Genomic DNA, 20933 nt, shown 5'->3' with positions numbered 1-20933 from the left:
CCGGTCGCCCGCCATGGCCCTGAAAACCAAGGAGACGTCCCATGCTCAAGGGTGGCCTGCTCTGGCTGATCGGCATTCCGCTGCCGATCATCCTGGTCCTGTACTTCCTCGGCGTGTTCCACTGACCAACCGGCCGGGCGGCGCGGCTCAGGCGTGGATCACCCGCCCATACGCATCCAGAACGGATTCGTGCATCATCTCGGACAGGGTCGGGTGCGGGAAGACCGTGTGCATCAGGTCTTCCTCGGTGGTCTCCAGTTGCATCGCCACGACGAAGCCCTGGATCAGCTCCGTCACCTCGGCGCCGACCAGGTGCGCGCCGAGCAACTGGCCGGTCTTGCGGTCGAAGATCGTCTTCACGAGGCCGTCGGGCTCGCCCAGCGCGATCGCCTTGCCGTTGCCAGCGAAGGGGAAGCGGCCGACGCGGACGTCGTAGCCCTGCTCCTTCGCCTTGGCCTCGGTCAGGCCGACCGAGGCGATCTGCGGCTGGCAGTAGGTGCAACCCGGAATCTTGCCCTTGTCCATCGGGTGGGTGTGCAGGCCCTTGATCGTCTCGATGCAGGCCACGCCCTCGTGCTCGGCCTTGTGGGCCAGCATCGGCGGTCCGGCGACGTCGCCGATCGCGTAGATCCCCGGCACGCTGGTGCGCCCGAGCCCGTCGGTGACGACGATGCCGCGCTCGATCGTCACCCCGAGTCCCTCGAGGCCGAGGTTCTCGACGTTGCCGACGACGCCGACCGCCGAGATCAGCACCTCGGCCTCGATCGTCCGGCTCTTGCCGTCGCCGGTCTCGACCCAGGCGCTGACGCCCTGGCCGGTCTTCTCGACCTTCGCCACCTTGGCGCCGGTGAGGATCTGGATGCCCTGCTTCTCGAACCGCTTGCGGGCGAGACCGGCGATCTCGGCATCCTCGACCGGGAGGATCTGCGGCAGCAGCTCGACCACCGTCACCTCGGCGCCCATCGTCCGGTAGAACGACGCGAACTCGATGCCGATCGCGCCCGAGCCCATCACCAGCAGGCTCCTGGGCATCGTCTTCGGCACCATCGCCTCGTAGTAGGTCCAGATCCGCTCCCTGTCCGGCTCGATGCCGGGAATCACCCGCGGCCGGGCGCCGGTCGCCACGATGACGTGCTTCGCCCGGTAGGTCCCGGCGCCCTTGGCGCCCTTGGGGGCCTCGGCGCGCGTGGTTTCCCTCACCGCGACGGCGCCGGGTGTGTCGCCCTTCGGCGCCGCCTCGATCGCGGCCTCGCCCCAGATCACGTCGACCTTGTTCTTCTTCAGCAGCATCCCGACGCCGCCGTTGAGCCGGCCCGACACCGCCCGCGAGCGCTTGACGATGGCGCCGACGTCGAACCCGATTTTCTCCGCCGACAGGCCGTAATCCTTGGCGTGCTCCATGTAGTGGAAGATCTCCGCCGAGCGCAGCAGCGCCTTGGTCGGGATGCAGCCCCAGTTGAGGCAGATGCCGCCGAGATGCTCGCGGTCGACCACCGCGGTCCTGAACCCGAGCTGCGCCGCGCGGATCGCCGTGACGTAGCCGCCGGGACCGGCGCCGATGATGAGGACGTCGTAGGTGTCGGACATTCACGTCTCCGCGGCGGCCTCGCGCAGCCCTGCCTGGACTTCCGGTCTCGCAACGCCCTGTTCGCCGATGGCTTGTCGCCCCGGCGACGGACGCGGCGCACTCGAACCCTCACACCAGCATCGCCATCGGGCTCTCGATCAGCCCCTTGAACGCCGCCAGCAGCTCGGCGCCGAGCGCCCCGTCCACCACCCGGTGATCGCAGGACAAGGTCACGGTCATCGCCTGCACCACCGCCGGAGCGCCGTTCTTCGCCACCACCCGCTGCTCGCCGGCGCCGACCGCCAGGATCGTGCCGTGCGGTGGGTTGATGACGGCGGAAAAGCTCTTGATGCCGAACATGCCGAGGTTCGAGACCGCGGTGGTGCCGCCCTGGTACTCCTCGGGCTTCAGCTTCTTGGTGCGGGCGCGGCCGGCGAGATCCTTCATCTCGGCCGAGATGGTCGAGAGGGTCTTCTGCTCGGCCCTGCGGATCACCGGCGTGAACAGCCCGCCCTCGATCGCCACCGCGACCCCGACGTCGGAGTGCCGGAAGCGCAGGATGCGGTCCTCGGCCCAGACCGCGTTCGCCGCCGGCACCCGCTGCAAGGCCAGCGCCAGCGCCTTGATGACGAAGTCGTTGACCGAGAGCTTGAACGCCGGCTTGCCGTCCTTGTCCTTCGGTGCGCCGGCATTGACCTGCTCGCGCAGGGCCAGCAGCGCGTCGAGCTCGACGTCGAGCCCGAGATAGAAGTGCGGCACCGTCTGCTTCGACTCGACCAGCCGCTTGGCGATGGTCTTGCGCATGCCGTCGAGGGGCACCTCGTCGTAGGAGCCCGGCTCGAACATTCCCATCACCTGCCTGGCGGTGAGGCCGGCCGCCGGCGCGGGAGCGGCCTTCGGCGGGGCCTTGTCCGGCGCGGCGTCGGGCCGGGTCGTGGGCGCCTTCGGTTCGGCGGAGGGTTTGGCCTCCGCCGCCTTGCCATCCGCCACCCTGGCGCCGCCGTCCTTGGCGGCGGCGCGCACGTCGCGCTCGATCACCCGACCGTGCGGGCCCGAGCCCTTCACCGCCGACAGGTCGATGCCCTCCTGCTTGGCGACGCGCCGGGCGAGCGGCGAGGCGAAGATCCGCCCGCCCTCCGGCGCCGCGCCGGCCGGCTTCGCCGGCCCGTCCGGTGCCGCATCGACCCGGGCGTAGGACATCGTGCCGCCGCCGGGCGTGCGGTCCTCGCCGCCGGAGCCGCCCTCGCCGCGCGGCTTGGCGTCGCCCTTCGTCTCGTTGCCCTTCGTCTCGTCGCCCTTGGCCTCGCCGTTGCCGGCCGGCTTCGCCTCCGCCTTTCCGCCCCCCGCCTCGATGCTCGACGGATCCTCGCCCTCCGCGGCGATCAGCGCGATCAGGTCGTTGACCGGCACGTCGGCGGTGCCCTCCGGCACGACGATCTTCGCCAGCACGCCCTCGTCGACCGCCTCGACCTCCATCGTCGCCTTGTCGGTCTCGATCTCGGCGAGCACGTCGCCGGACTTGATCGCGTCGCCCTCCTTCTTGAGCCACTTGGCGAGGTTGCCCTTCTCCATCGTCGGGGAGAGGGCGGGCATCAGCACGTTGATCGGCATGGGTCAGGTCTCGGTCGGAGGGGCGGCCGGATCGTCGAAGGGAAACAGGTCGTCGAGCGGGAACGAGATCGCGTCGAAGGGCGGCAGGGCGACCACCTCCCCGCGCTGGACGGTGCCGAGCAGCAGCCAGCGGCCGCCGGTCAGCGCGAAGCCTTCGAGCACGCCGTCCGTGGGATCGAGCAGCCACAGATGGCCGATCCCGGCCTCGGCGTAGATCCGCCGCTTCGGCCCGCGGTCGAGCCGGGCGGTGGAGGGGGACAGGATCTCGCAGACCCAGTCGGGTGAGGTCTCGATGAAGGCGGTCTCGGGCTCGACCGCGAGGCGTTCGCGGCGCCACCCGGCGAGATCGGGAACGACGACGTGCGGACCGAGATGGAGTTCCGGCTCGGTCATGAAGATCCAGCCGCCGGGACCGCCGCGCCCGCGGCCGAAGGGAGGGCCCAGCTCCGACGACAACTCGTGCGCCGCCATGGCGTGCCGCGGTCGCGGCCGCGGATGGGCCTCCAGCACCCCGTCGATGATCTCGGCGACCAGAGGCTCGGGCACCGCTTCGAGGTCGGCGTAGGTCGCGCGCCGCAGGGCAGCCTCGGCCATCGCGCGCCCCGTCAGTTGAGGCTGTCGGGGTCGAGGCTCTCGGCCTCCATCCCGGCGCGGATGCGCTCGAACGCCTCGTCCTCCGACAGGTCGGTCTCGCGGGCATAGACCCGCGCCGCCTGCCGGGCGAGGTCGATCAGCAGCCGGCCCCAGGTGGCGGGATCGTCGAAGGAGCGGCGCAGGGCGACGCTCACCGCGCCGTCCACCACCGCGGCGCGCAGCACCTCGATCCCGCCCTGCTCCATGGCGTCGGGCGGGATCGCGAGGGCCTCGAAGTGGGGCTCGTCGCTCATCGGGCTACCGGTAGCACACCGCCTTGGCCGCCTCGATCACCTCGGCGACGTTCGGCAGGGCGAGTTTTTCCAGGTTGGCGGCGTAGGGCATCGGCACGTCCTTGCCGGTGATGCGCAGGACCGGGGCGTCGAGGTAGTCGAAGGCGTCGACCATCAGCCGGGCGGCGATCTCGGCGCCCACGCCCGATTGCGGAAAGCCTTCTTCCACGGTGACGCAGCGCCCGGTCTTCTTCACCGATTCGACCACGGTCTCGCTGTCCATCGGCCGGATCGTGCGCAGGTCCACGACCTCGGCCTCGATCCCGGCCTCGGCGAGCTCGTGCGCCGCCTTGAGCGCGTAGGTCATGCCGATGCCGAACGAGACGATCGTCACGTCCTTGCCCTCGCGATGCACCTTCGCCTTGCCGATCGGCACCGTGAAGTCGTCGAGCTTCGGCACCGGGAACGACTGCCCGTACAGGATCTCGTTCTCGAGGAAGACCACCGGATTCGGGTCGCGGATCGCGCTCTTGAGGAGCCCCTTCGCGTCGGACGCGGTATAGGGCATCACCACCTTCAGGCCCGGCACGTTGGAGTACCACGCCGCGTAATCGTGGCTGTGCTGGGCCGCCACGCGGGCCGCCGCGCCGTTGGGGCCGCGGAACACGATCGGGCAGCCGAGCTGGCCGCCGGACATGTAGAGGGTCTTGGCCGCCGAGTTGATGATCTGGTCGATCGCCTGCATGGCGAAGTTGAAGGTCATGAACTCGACGATCGGCCGCAGGCCGGTGAAGGCCGCGCCGACGCCGACGCCGGCGAAGCCGTGCTCGGTGATCGGAGTGTCGACGACGCGCTTCGCGCCGAATTCCTGCAACAGCCCTTGCGTGATCTTGTAGGCGCCCTGGTACTCGGCGACCTCCTCGCCCATCACGAACACGTCGCCGTCCCGGCGCATCTCCTCGGCCATCGCGTCGCGCAGGGCCTCGCGGACGGTCTGCGACACCATCTCGGTCCCTTCCGGGATCTCGGCCATCGCCCGGTCGGCGCTGCGGTTGGAGATGACCGCGGGCGCGGCCGGCGTCTCGACCGGCGCGTCGTCGCCGGTCTTGGCCGCCGGCGCGGGTTTTGCGGCCCTGCCCTCGGCCTGCATGTCGGGGGTCGGCGCCGGCTGGCCGCCCTCCTTGGCGGCGCCGTTCGGCTTGCCCCCGGACTGACTGCCGCCGGACTTGCCACCTCCGCCGGCGGCGGCCTGCGCCACGTCCTCGCCCTCGTCGGCCAGGATCGCGATCGGGGTGTTGACCGCCACGTCCTCGGTGCCGTCGGCGACGAGGATCTTCGCCAGCACGCCCTCGTCGACCGCCTCGACCTCCATCGTCGCCTTGTCGGTCTCGATCTCAGCGAGCACGTCGCCGGACTTGACCGCGTCGCCCTCCTTCTTGAGCCACTTCGCCAGCTTGCCCTGCTCCATCGTCGGGGAGAGGGCGGGCATCAGGATATCGGTCGCCATGGGTTCGTCTGTCGATCCGGATGAGGGCCGCGGGCTGGGCGTTAGAGCAGGATGTCGGTCCAGAGTTCGGCCGGATCCGGCTCGGGGTCGCTGGTGGCGAAGTCCGACGCCTCGTTGACGATGCCGCGCACCTTGGCGTCGATCGCCTTGATCTCGTCCTCGGGCAGGCCGTGGGCGCCGAGCAGGCGCTTGCGGACCTGCTCGATCGGGTCGGATTCCTCGCGCATCCGGGCGACCTCGTCCTTGGTCCGGTACTTGGCCGGGTCGGACATCGAGTGGCCGCGGTAGCGGTAGGTCTGCATCTCGAGGATGTAGGGCCCCTCCCCCGTGCGGGCGTGCTCGATCGCCCGGCCGGCGGCCTCGCGCACCGCGCGCACGTCCATGCCGTCGACCTGCTCGCCCGGGATGCCGAACGAGATGCCGCGCTTCGAGAAGTCGGTCTGGGCCGAGGCGCGCGACACCGAGGTGCCCATCGCGTAGCGGTTGTTCTCGATCATGTAGACCACGGGCAGCTTCCACAGCTGCGCCATGTTGAAGCTCTCGTAGACCTGGCCCTGGTTGGCGGCGCCGTCGCCCATGTAGGTGAGACTCACGGCACCGTCGCCGCGGTACTTGTTGGCGAAGCCGATGCCGGTGCCGAGGGAGACCTGCGCCCCGACGATGCCGTGGCCGCCATAGAAGTTCTTCTCGCGGGAGAACATGTGCATCGAGCCGCCCTTGCCGCGGGAATAGCCTCCCTTGCGGCCGGTCAGCTCGGCCATCACGCCCTTCGGCTCCATGCCGCAGGCCAGCATGTGGCCGTGGTCGCGGTAGCCGGTGATGACCTGATCGCCGTCCTTCGAGGCCATCTGGGCCCCGATCACCACCGCCTCCTGGCCGATATAGAGGTGGCAGAAGCCGCCGATCAGGCCCATGCCGTAGAGCTGTCCGGCCTTCTCCTCGAAGCGGCGGATCAGCAGCATCTCGCGATAGGCGTGCAGGTCCTCGTCGCGGCTGAACGGCGGGACGTTGGACGAGTGCGGCGCGGATCCTTCGCGGGGTTCCCCGTCCGAGCGACGGGGCTCGTTCGCGGCATCCATCAGCGCCCTCCCGGTTCTTGCGACCTTGGTCGCAAGGGTTCTAGGGCAGGCGTCTGCGGAAATCGAGGTCCGGCCGGGCGCCGCGGCCGACTTTCGGGCCGCCGCGAGCGGCTTTCCGGCCGATCGGGCCGGGATCAGGGCGTGAAGATCACGACGTCGTTGGGGTGGACGCGGCCGAGAACGAGGCGGGCGCGCTCCTCCAGCAGGTCGCGGTCGATCTGGTCGCTGCGCAGCAGCGCCACCCGCCGCTCCCACTCGGTCCGGTCCTCCCGGGCGGCGTTGAGGTCCTGCTGCAGGCCGTAGGCCTGGATCTTCAGCGCGCGCTTGGCCTCGAGCCCGCGGCTGCCGGTCTGGGCCTCGCGGACGAAGTAGACGGCGGCCAGGGCCGAGACGGCGTAGAGGCCGAGGGGCAGCAGGATGGCGCGGGCGCGCTTGCGGACAACCATGGCTCGAGCATCGCGCGGCAGGGTTAAGAATGCCTCAAGGAGACGCGTCACCGCCCCCGCCGCCACGCGGCCGGAGTGGTGCCGGTCGCCTGCCGGAAGCTGCGGGTGAAGTGTCTCTGCGAGACGAAGCCGCAGGCGAGCGCGATGTCGGCGAGCCCGTCGCGGCCTTCGGCGAGCCGGTGCTTCGCCCGGGCGATCCGGCGCTCGACGACGTAGCGGTGCGGCGCGATCCCGAAGCTGGCCTTGAACATCTTGGCGAAGTGGAAGGTGCTGAGCCCGGCCTCCCCGGCGAGGTCGTCCAGGGTCAGCGCCTCGCCGAGCCGCGCCTCGATCCGCTCGGCGATGCGCCGCCGCAGGGCGGGCGACAGGCCGCCCCGCACCGGCCCGGCCTCCCCGCCGGCGTGGCGCCGCAGCAGGGCGTGGAGCAGGAGGTGGCAGGCGGCGTTCAGCGCCATGCGGTCGGCGCCGGCGCTCCAGTCGAGCGGCAGCACCGCGCCGCGCACCACCATCGCGGTCGCCGGATCGTCCGAGAACGTCCGCTCGGCGAGGTCGAGGTGGCGCGGGTCGCGGTCGAAGGCGGTGAGCGCCTGATAGGCGAGGGTCTCGGGCGCGACGTAGAGGTGGAACAGCCGCAGCCGGCCGCCGATCCGCCAGCGGCTCTCGTGCCCGGCCGGCAGCAGGCAGAGCTTGTCCGGCCCGCCGCCCGACACGCCGCCATCCTCGCGCACCACGCCCTCGCCGCCGTCGAGGTAGAGGCTCAGGGTGTGGTGGCCGGGCCGCTCGTAGCGGGTCGAGGTCTCGCGGTTGCTCCACTCGGCGAGCGCCAGCCCGCGGCCGGCGCAGCCGGCGCGCAGCAGCGCGGCGCCGCTGCGCGCCAGCACCTCGCGAACCTCGGGACCCGTCTCTGCCATGCGCCGCCGGTGGTGAACCTGGCCGGACAGTAGAAGCCCGCCGGCGCCGCCGGCAACCGGCCGGGTGAGAAAAGCCCAAGAATCGACAAAGGCGCGGCCGGAAACCGCAAGCCCGGCGCGGAAAACGGGTCCATAACCGGCGCCCCGCCTCGGAACCTCGCCCGTGACCGCCGTCTACTATGTCCTGACCGTCCTGATCTGGGGCACGACCTGGATCGCCATCAAGGGCCAGCTCGGCCCGGTCGCCTTCGAGGCGTCGATCGTCTACCGCTTCGCCCTCGCGGGCGCCGTCCTGTTCGCCGCCCTCGCGCTCACCCGGCGGCTCCAGCCGATCCCGTGGCGCCAGCAGCCCTACGTCGTGCTCCAGGCCCTGTGCCTGTTCTCGTGTAACTTCGTCTGCTTCTATCTCGCCACCCGCACCATCGCGAGCGGGATCCTCTCGGTGGTGTTCTCGGCCGCGACGATCTTCAACATCGCCAACGCCTACCTGTTTCACCGCCGCCGCCCCTCGGCCCGCCTCGTGGCCGGGGCGGTGATCGGGCTCGCCGGCATCCTGCTGCTGTTCCGGGACGCGGTCGCGGGCGCCGCGCTCGGCGGCGACACGGTCGTGGGCCTCGGCCTGGCGGTGCTCGGCACCTGGTTCTTCTCGGCCGGCAACCTCGTCTCGGCCCGCAACCAGCGCCACGGGCTCACCGTCGGGACCGTGAACGCCTACGGGATGCTCTACGGCGCCGCTCTGGTCGCGGCGGTGTCCCTCGCCCTCGGGGTGCCGTTCGGCTTCGACCCGTCGCCGGTCTATGTCGGGTCGCTCCTCTACCTCGCGATCCCCGGCTCGGTGATCGCCTTCACGAGCTATCTCACCGTCGTCCACCGCCTCGGGCCCGAGAAGGCGGCCTACATGACCGTGCTGTTCCCGGTCGTCGCCCTGGCGATCTCGATCGCGGTCGAGGGCTACCGGGTGACGCCGCTCGCCGCCCTCGGCTTCGCGGCGGTGCTGGCCGGCAACGTCGTGGTGTTCGCGCCGCGGGGCCTGTTCGCCCGCAACGGAAAAGGCCGCCCGGAGGCGGCCTCGTCGGAGCGATAGTGGGGGGAGCGTCCCGGGGGGCGCCTCAGAGCGCCTTGAGCGCCGCGCGGCCGGCGTAGCGGGCCTGCGGGCCCAGCCCCTCCTCGATGCGGATGAGCTGGTTGTACTTGGCGAGCCGGTCGGAGCGGGCGAGCGAGCCGGTCTTGATCTGCCCGCAATTGGTCGCGACGGCGAGGTCGGCGATGGTCGCGTCCTCGGTCTCGCCAGAGCGGTGCGACATCACCGCGGTGTAGCCGGCGCGGTGGGCCATGTCGACGGCGGCCAGCGTCTCGGTCAGCGAGCCGATCTGGTTGACCTTGACCAGGATCGAGTTGGCGGTGCCGCTGGCGATGCCCTGCGACAGCCGCGCGACGTTGGTGACGAACAGGTCGTCGCCGACGAGCTGGCAGCGGTCGCCGACGGCGTCGGTGAGCGCCTTCCAGCCCTCCCAGTCGTCCTCCGACATGCCGTCCTCGATCGAGCGGATCGGGTAGGAATCGACGAGCTTGGCGAGGTAGGCGGCCTGGGCGGCGGGGTCGCGGGTCTGGCCCTCGCCCTCGTAGATGTACGTGCCGTTCTTGAAGAACTCGGTCGCGGCGCAGTCGAGCGCCAGCACCATGTCCTTCCCGGGCTCGTAGCCGGCGGCGCGGATCGACTCCATCACGAAGTCCAGGGCCGCCTCGGCCGAGGGGAGGTTCGGGGCGAAGCCGCCCTCGTCGCCGACATTGGTGTTGTGGCCGGCTTTCTTGAGCGCGCCCTTGAGGGTGTGGAACACCTCGGCGCCCATCCGCACCGCGTCGGCGAGCGACTCGGCGCCCACCGGCATGATCATGAATTCCTGGAAGTCGATCGGGTTGTCGGCGTGCGCGCCGCCGTTGATGATGTTCATCATCGGCACCGGCAGCACGCGGGCCTGGGTGCCGCCGACGTAGCGGTAGAGCGGCAGGCCCGAGGCCTCGGCGGCGGCCTTGGCGACCGCGAGCGAGACGCCGAGGATCGCGTTGGCGCCGAGCCGCGCCTTGTTGGGCGTGCCGTCGAGCTCGATCATCGCCTCGTCGACCGCGACCTGATCCTCGGCCTCCATGCCACCGATGGCGTCGAGGATCTCACCGTTGACCGCCGCGACCGCCTTCAGCACGCCCTTGCCGCCGTAGCGGGACTTGTCGCCGTCGCGCAGCTCCACCGCCTCGTGGGCGCCGGTCGAGGCGCCCGAGGGCACGGCGGCACGGCCGAAGGAGCCATCCTCCAGCAGGACATCGACCTCGATGGTCGGATTGCCCCGGCTGTCGAGGATCTGGCGGGCGGCGATGTTGGTGATCGCAGTCATGGAGGTTCGATCTCTCGGGCAGGCTGCCGTTCCGGCGGGCTTATCGGCCAAGATGACGCGCGCGGCAAGCGCCCGCAGGTCGTAGATCAGGGCAATCGCTTCAGAGCGATTGCCCTGGATTCCCGCTTGGCCTCAGGCGCCGGCGTTCGCATCCGCTCACTTGGCTTTCGCTCCGCTCTGTGTTCGAGCGGACATTCGTCCCCTCGAACCCGCTCCGCGGGGGCGCTCTTCGCGCCCGCCATGCAGCGTCGCCCTGCGGGCGACCGCAGGACAATCGCTGAAGCGATTGTCCTGGGTCGTAGATCCCGGCCGGGCACGGTTCCGTGCCGCGGCGCGGCGGCCTATATCCGGGGCATGACCGAAGAGACCCTGCAACTCGGGCGCGCGACCGCCCTGCCCCGCTCGCCGGACGAGGCCCAGCTCGACCGGGTGCCGAACCCGCACCCGGACACCGACTACCTCGCGCGGTTCACCGCGCCGGAATTCACCTCGCTGTGCCCGGTCACCGGCCAGCCCGATTTCGCGATCCTGGTGATCGACTACGTGCCCGACCGCTGGCTGGTCGAGTCGAAGTCGCTGAAGCTGTACCTGCACGCCTTCCGCGATCACGGCGCCTTCCACGAGGATTGTACCGTCGGGATCGGCCGCCGGCTGACCGCGCTGCTGGAGCCGCGCTACCTGCGCATCGGCGGCTACTGGTATCCGCGCGGCGGCATCCCGATCGACGTGTTCTGGCAGACCGGCACGCCGCCGCAATCGGTATGGCTGCCGGACCAGGGCGTGCCGCCGTATCGCGCGCGGGGCTGAGCATTCTCTGGAACCGCAGGCTTCCAGCGTGTATGATAGAGGTCCCACAGCTTCGGAGGTTTTGCTATGTCTTTATTAAGGATCGCCATCTTCTCCCTGCTACAGCTGGTTGCCTGGACCAGCCTCGCTTACGCCGGTGCAGGTGCTGCGGGTGGGCCGATTTGATCATCCGCACGAGGCCCGGAGCCGTGACTCGACCAGATCGAGGGCTCCGGTCCAGCGTGCCTTGTCGGCGGGGGTTCCTGAAAACAGCTTGTTGTTGATTGCGACCTCTCGCGCGTCGATGACGTAAGATCTTCCGATCGCGCACGCTTCAGCTGGCGAACGTCCATTTTTCTCAGTTAGAAATATTGAGCTCAGCGCCATTGCGAACATAGCGTCAAATGTTTGTGCGGCGTGCACCGACGGATTCTGAGAGAAGACTTCATTATCGAAAGTCATACTTTCGAGGATGCTTGTCTTTCCAAGATCAAGATTTTTATTTAGACGAACAATCGTGGCCGGCCGATGAGCTCTTTGCGCATTGAGGACTGACTCCAGATATTTGTAGGGTCTTTCCCACTTGCCCCGTTCAGCCTCCGGGAAGCTGTTGCCTGATAGAATATACAGATTGTATGTCTCCAAGTACATGGAGTTTATGTAGAATTTGATTACGGTATATAAATTTGCGACGCTCTCATATTCTCGGATCATATCTTTCAAGCTCTCCGGGCACTCCACCTTGGCTTGACTTTCATGCGGGGACGGTCCTCTGATATAAGTGCCGCGTTTCTTGCAATTTGTCGCAAGCAGATCTTTCGCGTAAGCGCTGCCCTCCGTGTACGTGCCGAGTTTTTTCATCTGAGCACGCGCATGAGTGACAATTTGTTCGCTGCCGCGAGATGCTTCATTAAGGTCGCCGATTTTGGATTCGAGAGGCCAATATAAGTTCGACCGCAATTTTGATGTTGCGCTTTGATAATACAAGTTGATCAGGCCAGGAGAGGTCATCATCAAATCCTCACCGGTCGGGTAGAAATCAAGTACACGCGCATAGAATTCGCTTTTTTCTGTATGACCAAATGAAAATCGGATCAGATCGCCAAATGCAGAGACAATGTAATGGTCGATGTACGAATTTTTGTTCGCGGCTACTTGTTTTTTGAGAATCATTCGTGCTTGTTCTGATAGAGTATATAGTTGGTTGCTGTGATTTGCCGTAAGGTCGTTTTTGATTATGGCTGGCTCTTCTAGGCCATTGCATTGTTCCATCAATGATTCTGCTGCAATTAATGGAATAGTATCTTTGAATGATTTTGAAATTATGGACCTGAATATGGCGAGTTTAGCCTTCCAAGACGTTTCATCAAAAAAATTTCTATCGGCCTTGAGGCTTATGAGCATATCGCCACGTAGCAAGCTGATGAGCCGCATAAGGTCTGGATCTTGCGAAAGATGATGATGCCCTTGGGCCGCCTCAAGGCATCGTACGATCCGGGCAAATGGCTCGACGTAATGAAGCATGAGTATTTCGAGGATCCTGAAACGCTGTACGTCGATGCCGGATTCATCAGACAGGCGGATGTTCAGGCGCTCGTTATTTAAATAAATCTTGGAAAAATTCGCATATGCACCAATTGTGTTCTCCGCGCTGAAAACCGACAGATTGGTACGGATTGCATCTCGGGTCGATAGGGCGGATGGGTTCAATTTGGCTTCGAAGCTTCCCGCTTTTATGGATTCGAGCTTGTCAAGAAGGCTCGGATTGACAATCAGTATTGAGGTTGTGGCCACGAGAATCACAATGATACACTGGATGACCCACGCCTTTTCGTTAATGACGGCGTCAAATACCTTCGAGGCGGAACTGGTCAGCACTATGCGTGTCTTGTTGCAGGCATAACCAGCAATCGACCCAAGCAAAATAAAGTAAAATTTATAGTTGTACATATAAGAAATTATATGATAGAACTTTGCGTAATATAAATCAAAGTAACTGAACGCCGAATGGCCGAATAGTGCAAATACTGCGACTGCGAAAGTAAATTTTTTTAGATGATCTTTCTGTGACAGTTTTTGGATGGATCCATAAAACAGCTGCCGAAGCCACCATCCCAGCACGAAGCCGCCAGCCAGCCATCCGATTTCCATGACTTGGATGTCACCTCGTGAAGACTGCCGTTTGTCGCAACGAACGCTTCTACTGGCAAGCTAAATTTTTAATTAATTTTTAGTTGCGACTACGAACGGGCGTCTTTTGGCGGAGAGCGGCTTCGATTCAGATGCAACTGCGCTCGACCAGAGTTGGCGTATTGCTGATGTGCTTCACGATCCATTTAGTCAGAGTATCGCGGCATAAAGACACGGGTTGAGAACGTCGTTGCAAAGCAAATTCCGCAACAATCGCGTACGAGAAATTTGAAATTGCAATTCCAACCCACTCTCGTCTTGCAGAGATGAGTTCAGACCGTTGAAATGTTCACACCAAGAACGGCTGGCTCGGGAGCCCGAGCCAGCCGTTCTTGGTCGATCGATCTGAGCTTTGGGAAGCTCAGTAGCCGTAGCCGTAATAACCGTAGCCCGGGGCCGGACGGCTGTAGCCGTAGCCATAGCCGTTGCGGCGGGCCGCGTCGGCCGCGATCGCACCGGCAGCGACGCCGGCGATGCCGAGCCCGACCGCGGCGCCCGGCGAGATGCCCCGGCGGCGCGGGCCATAGGCGTAGGGGCGGCCGCCGTCGTAGTGGCGGCCGTAGCCGTGACCGTAGCCGCCGCCGCGGCCGTAGCCGTAACCCTGGGCCTGAGCCTCGGTGGACACGGCCGCCATGGCGCCGACCGACAGGGTGAGAGCAGAGATGAGGGCGAGCTTGCGCATCGCAGTCTCCTGTTGGTGTGAACCCATTCGGAGACGGCAACGCCGCGGCGGCAAGGTGGTTCCGGCTTTTCCCGGCCGCCGGCCGACACCGGGTGCCGGATCGACCTGACGAGCACGGCGGGAAACGGTCACGGGCGGCGCGATGATCTTGGCGAGATCATCGCGGGCATTCAGTGGCGGTTCATCCGACCCGCGCCGGCGGGGCGAGGCGTCGCGCGGTGATGAAGCCGAGGACCGCGATGAGCACGGCGCAGGCCGCCAGCGCCCCGAACTGCCCGAGGGTGGCGAGGCCGAATCCCAGCACCGCGACCCCGATCGCCTGCCCGCAGAAGAACGAGCAGGCGTGCAGCGCCACCGCCGAGGCCCGGGCCTGGGGCGCGACCTCGGTCACCTGGGTCTGGAAGGTGTTGTGCAGCATGTAGAAGCCGAGGCCGAGCGCCATCAGGGCGGCGGCGTCGAGGGTCCAGTCGCCGGCGAGCCCGACCGCGAGCAGCGCCCCGGCGCAGACGAGGCCGCCGGTCGCCAGCATCCGGGTCTGGCCGAGGAAGCGCACCATCAGGCCGACGAGGAGCGTGTAGGCGAGCCCGCCGAGGGCGAAGCCGGCGAGCGTCAGGCCGGCCTCCCGCGGACCGCCCTCGCCGCGCGCCTCGATGAGATGGGCGAGGTGCGGGAAGATCCCGAACACCGCGATCGCCTCGACGAAGACGGCGCCGAACAGCAGCCGGGCGCGGGGATTGGCCAGGATCGTCCGGTAGCGCTCGATCGCCGGCGCCAGGGCGAAGCGACCGGCCGGGGCGCGCAGCGCCCGCGCGAAGCCGAGCACCACCGCGAGGCCGCCCGCCACCGCGATCGCGGTCGTGAGCGCGAACACGCCGCGCCAGCCGAGCGCGCCCTCGACCAGCCCGGACACGGTCGAGCCGGCGAGCTGGCCGAAGATCACCGCGAACAGGAAGCGGCCGATCGCCACCTGCCGGCTCGCCATCGGGATGCGGTCGCCGATCATCGCCAGCGCGAGCGGGATCACGCCGCCGGCGGCGGCGCCCGACACGATGCGCAGGGCAAACAGCATGCCGATGCCGGTGCAGGCGACGCTCGCGGCGAGCGACAGGGCGAGGATGCCGAGGCAGCTCGCCATCACCCGCTCCTTGCCGAGCGCGTCGCCGAACGGGCCGAGCACCGGCTGGATCAGCGCGTAGGGCAGCGCGAAGGCCGCCGACAGCAGGGCGACGCGGGCCGGGTCGGCGGAGAAGTCGCGGGCCAGCACCCCGACCAGCGGCTCGGCGATCCGCCCCGCGAAGGTGCTGGCGAACCCCCCGGCCGCCAGGATGGCGAGCAGGCGGGCGGGGGCGGCCGTCGCGGTCATGCCGTCGCGGTCATGGAGCGTGTCCGGGGCGTCGTCAGGCGCCGGCGGTCCGGGGGGCGCCTTCGTGGACCGGCCGGCGCTTGGCCAGCGCGTCGAAGGCGACGAGGTCGGCCAGCAGCGCCGGCATCTCGCGCAGCGGCACCATGTTGGGACCGTCCGAGGGCGCCCGGTCGGGATCCTCGTGGGTCTCGATGAACAGGCCGGCGACGCCGACCGCCGCCGCCGCCCGCGCCAGCACCGGCACGAACTCGCGCTGGCCGCCGGAGGTGGCGCCCTGCCCGCCGGGCTGCTGCACCGAGTGGGTGGCGTCGAACACCACCGGCAGCCCGCCGCTCACCCGCGCCATGATCGGCAGCGCGCGCATGTCGGAGACCAGGGTGTTGTAGCCGAACGAGGCGCCGCGCTCGGTCAGCAGCACCCGGTCGTTGCCGGCGCCGGTCAGCTTGGCGGCGACGTGGGCCATGTCCCAGGGGGCGAGGAACTGCCCCTTCTTGACGTTGACCGCCCGGCCGGTCGCGGCGGCGGCGAGCAGCAGGTCGGTCTGGCGGCACAGGAAGGCGGGGATCTGCAGCACGTCGACCGCCTCGGCCACGGGCGCGCACTGGGCGGCGTCGTGCACGTCGGTGAGAACCGGCAGGCCGAGGCTCTCGCGGATCTCGGCGAAGATCGGCAGCGCCTGGGCGAGCCCGAGGCCGCGGGCCGAGCCGGCCGAGGTGCGGTTGGCCTTGTCGAAGGACGACTTGTACACCAGCCCGAGCCCGAGGCCGGCGCAGATCTCTCGGAGCGCCGCGGCGGTCTCGAGGGCGTGGCTGCGGCTCTCCATCTGGCACGGCCCGGCGATCAGGCTCAGCGGCAGGTGGTTGGCGAAGCGCACCGGGCCGATGGCGACCACGGGACCGGCGGACGGGGAATCGTTCGACATGGCGCGAGCCTTAGCGCCGATCGGGGCCCGCGGAAAGGCGGTTTCGCGCCGGCCGGAGCGGCGCCCGGCGCACGAGGCAGGCGGTGGCGAACGGCTCCGCCGGGCCAGGCCCGCAGCGGATCTCGGCCGCCCCTGCCCGCCCTGCCCTGACCGCCCCACCCGCCGCCGCGGCCCGGTGGAGGGCGAGCGCCAGGGCCCCGGCCTCCCCGGCGCGCCCGCCGGCCAGCGCCCGTGCCGCCAGCCCGACGAGGACGAAGCCGCGCGGGTGAGGATCGGCGGAGCGCCAGCGCAGGACGATCCGCGCCGGCGCCCGGCAGTCGAGGAGCATCAGGTCGGCGTCGGCGGCACCGAACGCCACCGTGGCGCCGGTGCGGCCGGCCAGAGCGGCGCCGGTCGTCGTCACGACGCGCCCCGCGAGGGCGTCGCAGGCATCGGCCCGGGCGGGGCCGCCCGCCAGGAGGAGAAGCGCCGCCGCGACGGGGCCGGTCAGGACGGGTCTGGTCATGGGGCGACCTGAGCATCGTTCGCCGGCGCGTTCAATCGCGGGGCCGTGCGCCGACGTCGCGGCCTCGGTAGACTGACCCCGCGTGAACCTGTGCGGAACCCGGGCCGGTGGCTGCCGGGTTCGCGTGCGGGGCGATACACTTCCGGTTAAGGCTGCCGCGGCGATCATCCCGGCGACGCGCGGCGTCGGAACCGCAGGGGCGATCCCTGCCGATCATCGATCCTGCGTTCCCGATGCCGGCGCCGCGGCGTCGGACGCCGAGAGGAGCGGACCGCCGTGAGCGCGAGGGCAAGGTGCGGCATCTGATCTGGCTCGCGGCCGGTGTCGCGCTGGCGATTCCGCTCGTCCCGATCCTGCTGTTCGATCCCCGCATCGGCGTGATCGGCCGCCGCCCTGTCGCGCCCACCGCCTCTCCGCCGCCGGCCCGCGCTCCCGACACCCCGCCGGCCCGGATCCCCGATGCGACCCCGCCGCGGGACGCCGCACCGGTGCGCGAGGCCCCGCCGGTGCGGGAGGCGGCGCCCGCGCGGGCGGGTCCGCTGGCCGTCGAGGTGCCGGCCCCGGCCGAGACGGCCACCGCCCGCGTCGCCGCGTCGGAGGACCCGCCCGCCCTGCGCGGCGCGATCCTGACCCCGGACGTCGCCGCCGAGCGCGGGTCGCAGATGCGCACGCTGATCGGCTGGACCGCCCACCCGGACCGGGTCGCCGGCTCGGCGGCGTGGCTCGACCTCGTCGGCCTCGTCTTCACCGCGCCGAACCCGGCCCTGGCGGCGGACACCGAACCCGGGAGCGCGGCCGATCCCGGCGATTACCGCCGCCTCTCCCTCGACCTGACCGGGGCACCGGACCGGGCCGTGGTGGTGCTCGCCGACCAGCCGGTCGCCTGGACGGTGAGCACGCTGCCGCCGGACCGGGTCGGCGCGGTCGGGGTCGAATCCGGGGCGGCCTTCTCGATCCGCGACGGCCGCCCCGGCCTGCTCGGCGGCTTCCGCAGCCGGGCCTTCGGCGCGCCCGCCACCGCGCCGGTTCTCGACCCGGCGCGCTACGGGCCCGGCACCCGGCGCGCGTTCTGCGACGCCGCCCGGCTCTGGGCCGCGCAGTACGGCCTGCCGCTGGAGCGGCTGCGCTACACCCTGGTCGAGAATCCGACCTTCCTCGCCCTGGACGGCGAGCGCCTGCGCACGGACGGGATCTCCCGCGGCCGGGTCTCGGGTCAGCGGCTGGCAGCGTTCTGCCGGTACTGATCGACCGCCCGGCCGAGGCGAGGAACGGGACCAGTTCCGCCAGGACGGCGTCCGGCGCCTGCCGCTGTGGGGCATGGCCGAGGCCCGGCAGGACGACCGGGCGGTAGGGACCGTCGAAGAACCGGTCCTTGCCGGCGGAGGTCGCGGGATCGTTGCACGGGTCGCCGCCGCCGTGCAGCACCAGCGTCGGCGCGCGGATGACCAGTGCCGCCGCGAGCCGCCGCTCCAGGTCGGCGCAGGTCGGGTCCGCGGCGGCGTGGCCCCGGCGCGAGCGCTAGGAATGCAGCGTCACGTCGGCCCAGTCGGGGTTGTCGAACGACGCCGCGGTCGTGGCGAACGCCTCGGCCGGGACCGGCCAGCCGGGATTCCAGATCGTCCAGATGGGGCGCGTGAAGGCGCGGCGGTCGCGCCGTACGAGCGCCTCGCCCCGCGGCAGCGCCATCAGCCAGTGGTACCAGTAGTTCTGCGCCTGTTCGAGCGACAGCGCCTGGTCGGGGGTGTTGGTGCCCCAGCCCACCGAGAGCGCGGCACGAGTCAGGTTGAGAGCCTGTTCGACTCCTGGTTTAAAGAACGGGCCGCTCTTTCCCGGACGACTGGAACGCAGTGGAAGGAGATCCGGGATCCAGCAGGATAAGTCGCGAAGCGTCCGGAGACTGCGACAGTGCTGACAGGCAGAGCCGCTGCGCGGCACATCTGACGTCTGGATCCCGGATCTCCTTCCGCTGACGCTTCAGTCGTCCGGGAAATGGGTGCTTCCCGCGATCACTATGATCGACCACCACTGATACAACATCAGGTTGATCGCTCGGCGACTGCGTTGCAGTCGCTGTCGCTGTGCGAAAATCGTCTTCGCTCAAGCGTGTGGAGCCTTCGACTCCACCGCGCGGGCTCGTGGTACGATTCCCGTAACTGATCGTGCGGAAATCCCATCAGACATGCTCTGAGACAGGTCCGGCGCCGCCCCGGGAGGGACGGCGCCGGCCGGGATGGCTGCGATCCGTGGCGGATCAGCCGTTGCTGCTCTTCTGGAGCGCGACCGCGACGAAGCGGGTGCCCTTGTCGTTCCTGACCCGCATCAGGATCGCCTTGCGGCCGTCGGACTCGGCGGCGCGGATGCGGCCGGCGACATCCGACAGGGTCGAGACCGGCTGGCCGCCGACGTCGAGGATGATGTCGCCCTCCTGGATGCCCTTGGCCGCCGCCGGGCCGTCGGGATCGACGCTCACCACCGCGACGCCTTCCCGGCCGGCCCCGACCGCGTCGGCCGGGGCGAGGCCGAGGCCCAGCCGCGGCTGGCCCTCGCCGCGGCCGCTGCCGCGATCGTCGCGGCTCGCCACCTTGGCCTCGTTCGGCAGCGTGCCGAGGGTCACCTGGGCGGTGTCGGACCTGCCACCGCGCAAATAGGTCAGCTCGACCTTGGTGCCGGGCTTGAGCGAGGCGATCTTGCGCGACAGCTCGCGGGCGTCGGCGACCGCCTCGCCGTTGACCTGCTGGATCACGTCGCCCGACTTCAGGCCGGCCTTGGCCGCCGGGGTGTCGCTCTGGGCGCTGTCGACCAGCGCACCCTTCGCCTTGTCGAGGCCGAGGCTCTCGGCGATGTCCTTCGTCACCGGCTGGATCTGGATGCCGAGATAGCCGCGGGCGACCTTGCCGTCGGCCCGGAGCTGGTCGACCACCGCCTGCACGGTCTCGGACGGGATCGCGAAGGCGAGGCCGACATTGCCGCCGGACGGCGAGGCGATCGCGGTGTTGACGCCGACGACCTCGCCCGAGACGTTGAAGGTCGGCCCGCCCGAATTACCCTTGTTGATCGGCGCGTCGATCTGCAGGAAGTCGTCGTAGGGACCGGCGCCGATGTCGCGGCCGCGGGCCGAGACGATGCCGGCGGTGACCGTGCCGCCGAGGCCGAACGGGTTGCCGATCGCCACCACCCAGTCGCCGACCTGCGGCGCGCCGCGGGCGAGCTTCACGAACGGGAAGTTGCCGCCCTCGGTGACCTTCAGCAGCGCGAGGTCGGTCTTCGGGTCGGTGCCCACCACCTTGGCGTCGAGGGTGCGGCCGTCGTCGAGGGTGACCTGGACCGACTTGGCGTTGGCGACGACGTGGTTGTTGGTGACGACGTAGCCGTCGGCCGAGATGAAGAAGCCCGAGCCCTGGGCGCCGCCGCCGCCGCGGTTCTGGCGCTGCTGCATGCCCGGCGCGCCCTCGCCGAAGCGGCGGAAGAACTCGCGCAGCTGCGGCGGCACGGCCTGGGCCTGCGGGGCCGCGCCGTCCTCGTCGCCGGCATCGTCCTTCAGGCTGACCTTGACCGAGACCACCCCGGGCTTCACCCGGTTGACGACCGGCGCGAAGCTGCCTGGCGGGTGATCGGGCGTGGTGATCGGGGTCTGCGGCAGCGCCTGGGCGAAGGCCGGCGCGCTCGGCTCGATGAAGGCGGTGCCGAGGGCGCCCGTCGCGACCAGGGTCGCGACCGCGACGGAGGCCAGGGCACGGCGGTGGAAGCGGGTGGTCGGAACGGGCTTGGACATCGGGGTCTGCTCTCCGGGGGCGTCGTCGGGGCCGCGGCGCGGCCGGTGAATGTCGCCAGTATGGAGATCGGGCCTGACCGGCCCGTGGCCCGAGGATTACGGTTTCGTCAGGTGCGCCCGGGAGCGGCCAGGACAGATCGCAGCCAAGAAAAAGGGCCGCTCTTGCGAGCGGCCCGAAGTCTAGGGAGGAAACGCCCAAGGAGGGCAGCGGGACCGCGACGCCATCGCCGTCCCGCACTGCAATAAGATAGCTTGCTGCGGCGCGATGGCAAGGCGCAATCGCTGGCAGCGCTGCCGGTTTTTGTCGCAGCGCCGGACCGGGTCCTCCCCGGCATT

At 69.1% G+C, this 20933-nt stretch carries 19 protein-coding genes; 3 read left to right on the top strand and 16 right to left on the bottom strand.

Annotation, left to right across the window (positions count from 1 at the left end; translation table 11 throughout):
- Positions 1 to 147: 147 nt before the first annotated feature.
- From lpdA to EOE48_RS12715, 8 genes are all read right to left on the bottom strand, one after another.
- Complete coding sequence (gene lpdA / locus EOE48_RS12750; protein ID WP_127729543.1) at positions 148 to 1587, bottom strand: dihydrolipoyl dehydrogenase; 1440 nt, start codon at positions 1585 to 1587, stop codon at positions 148 to 150.
- Between the two features lie 109 nt (positions 1588 to 1696).
- Complete coding sequence (locus EOE48_RS12745) at positions 1697 to 3178, bottom strand: pyruvate dehydrogenase complex dihydrolipoamide acetyltransferase (protein WP_127729541.1); 1482 nt, start codon at positions 3176 to 3178, stop codon at positions 1697 to 1699.
- A gap of 3 nt (positions 3179 to 3181) precedes the next feature.
- A complete protein-coding gene (locus EOE48_RS12740; RefSeq protein WP_127729539.1) occupies positions 3182 to 3772 on the bottom strand; it encodes a Uma2 family endonuclease in 591 nt (196 codons plus the stop codon).
- Positions 3773 to 3783: 11 nt separating this feature from the next.
- Complete coding sequence (locus tag EOE48_RS12735) at positions 3784 to 4065, bottom strand: DUF5076 domain-containing protein (RefSeq protein ID WP_127729537.1); 282 nt, start codon at positions 4063 to 4065, stop codon at positions 3784 to 3786.
- 4 nt (positions 4066 to 4069) lie between these two features.
- On the bottom strand, positions 4070 to 5551 hold the full coding sequence (locus EOE48_RS12730) for a pyruvate dehydrogenase complex E1 component subunit beta (protein WP_127729535.1): 1482 nt from the start codon (positions 5549 to 5551) through the stop codon (positions 4070 to 4072).
- A gap of 41 nt (positions 5552 to 5592) precedes the next feature.
- Complete coding sequence (pdhA, locus tag EOE48_RS12725) at positions 5593 to 6630, bottom strand: pyruvate dehydrogenase (acetyl-transferring) E1 component subunit alpha (RefSeq protein WP_127729533.1); 1038 nt, start codon at positions 6628 to 6630, stop codon at positions 5593 to 5595.
- Positions 6631 to 6764: 134 nt separating this feature from the next.
- Positions 6765 to 7076: an FtsB family cell division protein gene (locus tag EOE48_RS12720; RefSeq protein ID WP_127729531.1), complete on the bottom strand. Its 312-nt coding sequence runs from the start codon at positions 7074 to 7076 to the stop codon at positions 6765 to 6767.
- Positions 7077 to 7123: 47 nt separating this feature from the next.
- A complete protein-coding gene (locus EOE48_RS12715; protein ID WP_127729529.1) occupies positions 7124 to 7987 on the bottom strand; it encodes an AraC family transcriptional regulator in 864 nt (287 codons plus the stop codon).
- 163 nt (positions 7988 to 8150) lie between these two features.
- Between EOE48_RS12715 and EOE48_RS12710 the strand changes: the two genes are divergently transcribed.
- Positions 8151 to 9071 carry a DMT family transporter gene (locus tag EOE48_RS12710; protein ID WP_127729527.1) on the top strand — a complete coding sequence of 307 codons (921 nt, stop codon included), beginning with the start codon at positions 8151 to 8153 and terminating at the stop codon, positions 9069 to 9071.
- Between the two features lie 25 nt (positions 9072 to 9096).
- On the opposite strand, the gene eno is transcribed toward EOE48_RS12710, so the two are convergent.
- Positions 9097 to 10377: a phosphopyruvate hydratase gene (gene eno, locus EOE48_RS12705; protein ID WP_127729525.1), complete on the bottom strand. Its 1281-nt coding sequence runs from the start codon at positions 10375 to 10377 to the stop codon at positions 9097 to 9099.
- A 354-nt stretch (positions 10378 to 10731) separates the two neighbouring features.
- On the opposite strand from eno, the gene queF reads away from it, so the two are divergent.
- Positions 10732 to 11184 carry a preQ(1) synthase gene (gene queF, locus EOE48_RS12700; protein ID WP_127729523.1) on the top strand — a complete coding sequence of 151 codons (453 nt, stop codon included), beginning with the start codon at positions 10732 to 10734 and terminating at the stop codon, positions 11182 to 11184.
- 165 nt (positions 11185 to 11349) lie between these two features.
- On the opposite strand, the gene EOE48_RS12695 is transcribed toward queF, so the two are convergent.
- From EOE48_RS12695 to EOE48_RS29190, 5 genes are all read right to left on the bottom strand, one after another.
- On the bottom strand, positions 11350 to 13314 hold the full coding sequence (locus EOE48_RS12695; RefSeq protein WP_127729521.1) for a hypothetical protein: 1965 nt from the start codon (positions 13312 to 13314) through the stop codon (positions 11350 to 11352).
- 400 nt (positions 13315 to 13714) lie between these two features.
- Positions 13715 to 14035, bottom strand: a complete 321-nt coding sequence (locus EOE48_RS12690; RefSeq protein WP_127729519.1) for a hypothetical protein — start codon at positions 14033 to 14035, stop codon at positions 13715 to 13717.
- Between the two features lie 181 nt (positions 14036 to 14216).
- Positions 14217 to 15398 (bottom strand): MFS transporter, encoded by a 1182-nt coding sequence (locus EOE48_RS12685; RefSeq protein ID WP_127729517.1) that lies wholly within the window; start codon positions 15396 to 15398, stop codon positions 14217 to 14219.
- A 34-nt stretch (positions 15399 to 15432) separates the two neighbouring features.
- Positions 15433 to 16320, bottom strand: coding sequence for a 3-deoxy-8-phosphooctulonate synthase (kdsA, locus tag EOE48_RS12680; protein ID WP_127729515.1), 888 nt, complete (start codon positions 16318 to 16320; stop codon positions 15433 to 15435).
- Positions 16321 to 16330: 10 nt separating this feature from the next.
- Positions 16331 to 16825 carry a hypothetical protein gene (locus EOE48_RS29190; protein ID WP_187371403.1) on the bottom strand — a complete coding sequence of 165 codons (495 nt, stop codon included), beginning with the start codon at positions 16823 to 16825 and terminating at the stop codon, positions 16331 to 16333.
- 293 nt (positions 16826 to 17118) lie between these two features.
- On the opposite strand from EOE48_RS29190, the gene EOE48_RS12670 reads away from it, so the two are divergent.
- A complete protein-coding gene (locus EOE48_RS12670; RefSeq protein WP_127729511.1) occupies positions 17119 to 18069 on the top strand; it encodes a hypothetical protein in 951 nt (316 codons plus the stop codon).
- 274 nt (positions 18070 to 18343) lie between these two features.
- Here EOE48_RS12670 and EOE48_RS12665 read toward each other — a convergent pair whose 3' ends face one another.
- Complete coding sequence (locus EOE48_RS12665) at positions 18344 to 18586, bottom strand: hypothetical protein (protein WP_127729509.1); 243 nt, start codon at positions 18584 to 18586, stop codon at positions 18344 to 18346.
- A gap of 490 nt (positions 18587 to 19076) precedes the next feature.
- A complete protein-coding gene (locus EOE48_RS12660; protein WP_127729508.1) occupies positions 19077 to 20597 on the bottom strand; it encodes a Do family serine endopeptidase in 1521 nt (506 codons plus the stop codon).
- Positions 20598 to 20933: the final 336 nt, after the last annotated feature.

Origin of the sequence: Methylobacterium oryzihabitans (assembly GCF_004004555.2) — a bacterium.
Taxonomy (GTDB): domain Bacteria; phylum Pseudomonadota; class Alphaproteobacteria; order Rhizobiales; family Beijerinckiaceae; genus Methylobacterium; species Methylobacterium oryzihabitans.
Note: the sequence above shows the minus strand (reverse complement) of the source record. Positions and strands in the feature narration are given on the sequence as shown.

Bases quoted from the DNA above. Each gene is read 5' to 3' on its own strand.
- pdhA (WP_127729533.1), bottom strand. From the start codon at position 6,630: ATGGATGCCGCGAACGAGCCCCGTCGCTCGGACGGGGAACCCCGCGAA.
- queF (WP_127729523.1), top strand. From the start codon at position 10,732: ATGACCGAAGAGACCCTGCAACTCGGGCGCGCGACCGCCCTGCCCCGC.
- EOE48_RS12695 (WP_127729521.1), bottom strand. From the start codon at position 13,314: ATGGAAATCGGATGGCTGGCTGGCGGCTTCGTGCTGGGATGGTGGCTT.
- EOE48_RS12720 (WP_127729531.1), bottom strand. From the start codon at position 7,076: ATGGTTGTCCGCAAGCGCGCCCGCGCCATCCTGCTGCCCCTCGGCCTC.
- EOE48_RS12730 (WP_127729535.1), bottom strand. From the start codon at position 5,551: ATGGCGACCGATATCCTGATGCCCGCCCTCTCCCCGACGATGGAGCAG.
- EOE48_RS29190 (WP_187371403.1), bottom strand. From the start codon at position 16,825: ATGACCAGACCCGTCCTGACCGGCCCCGTCGCGGCGGCGCTTCTCCTC.
- eno (WP_127729525.1), bottom strand. From the start codon at position 10,377: ATGACTGCGATCACCAACATCGCCGCCCGCCAGATCCTCGACAGCCGG.
- EOE48_RS12735 (WP_127729537.1), bottom strand. From the start codon at position 4,065: ATGAGCGACGAGCCCCACTTCGAGGCCCTCGCGATCCCGCCCGACGCC.
- EOE48_RS12745 (WP_127729541.1), bottom strand. From the start codon at position 3,178: ATGCCGATCAACGTGCTGATGCCCGCCCTCTCCCCGACGATGGAGAAG.
- EOE48_RS12685 (WP_127729517.1), bottom strand. From the start codon at position 15,398: ATGACCGCGACGGCCGCCCCCGCCCGCCTGCTCGCCATCCTGGCGGCC.
- EOE48_RS12715 (WP_127729529.1), bottom strand. From the start codon at position 7,987: ATGGCAGAGACGGGTCCCGAGGTTCGCGAGGTGCTGGCGCGCAGCGGC.
- kdsA (WP_127729515.1), bottom strand. From the start codon at position 16,320: ATGTCGAACGATTCCCCGTCCGCCGGTCCCGTGGTCGCCATCGGCCCG.
- lpdA (WP_127729543.1), bottom strand. From the start codon at position 1,587: ATGTCCGACACCTACGACGTCCTCATCATCGGCGCCGGTCCCGGCGGC.
- EOE48_RS12690 (WP_127729519.1), bottom strand. From the start codon at position 14,035: ATGCGCAAGCTCGCCCTCATCTCTGCTCTCACCCTGTCGGTCGGCGCC.
- EOE48_RS12660 (WP_127729508.1), bottom strand. From the start codon at position 20,597: ATGTCCAAGCCCGTTCCGACCACCCGCTTCCACCGCCGTGCCCTGGCC.
- EOE48_RS12740 (WP_127729539.1), bottom strand. From the start codon at position 3,772: ATGGCCGAGGCTGCCCTGCGGCGCGCGACCTACGCCGACCTCGAAGCG.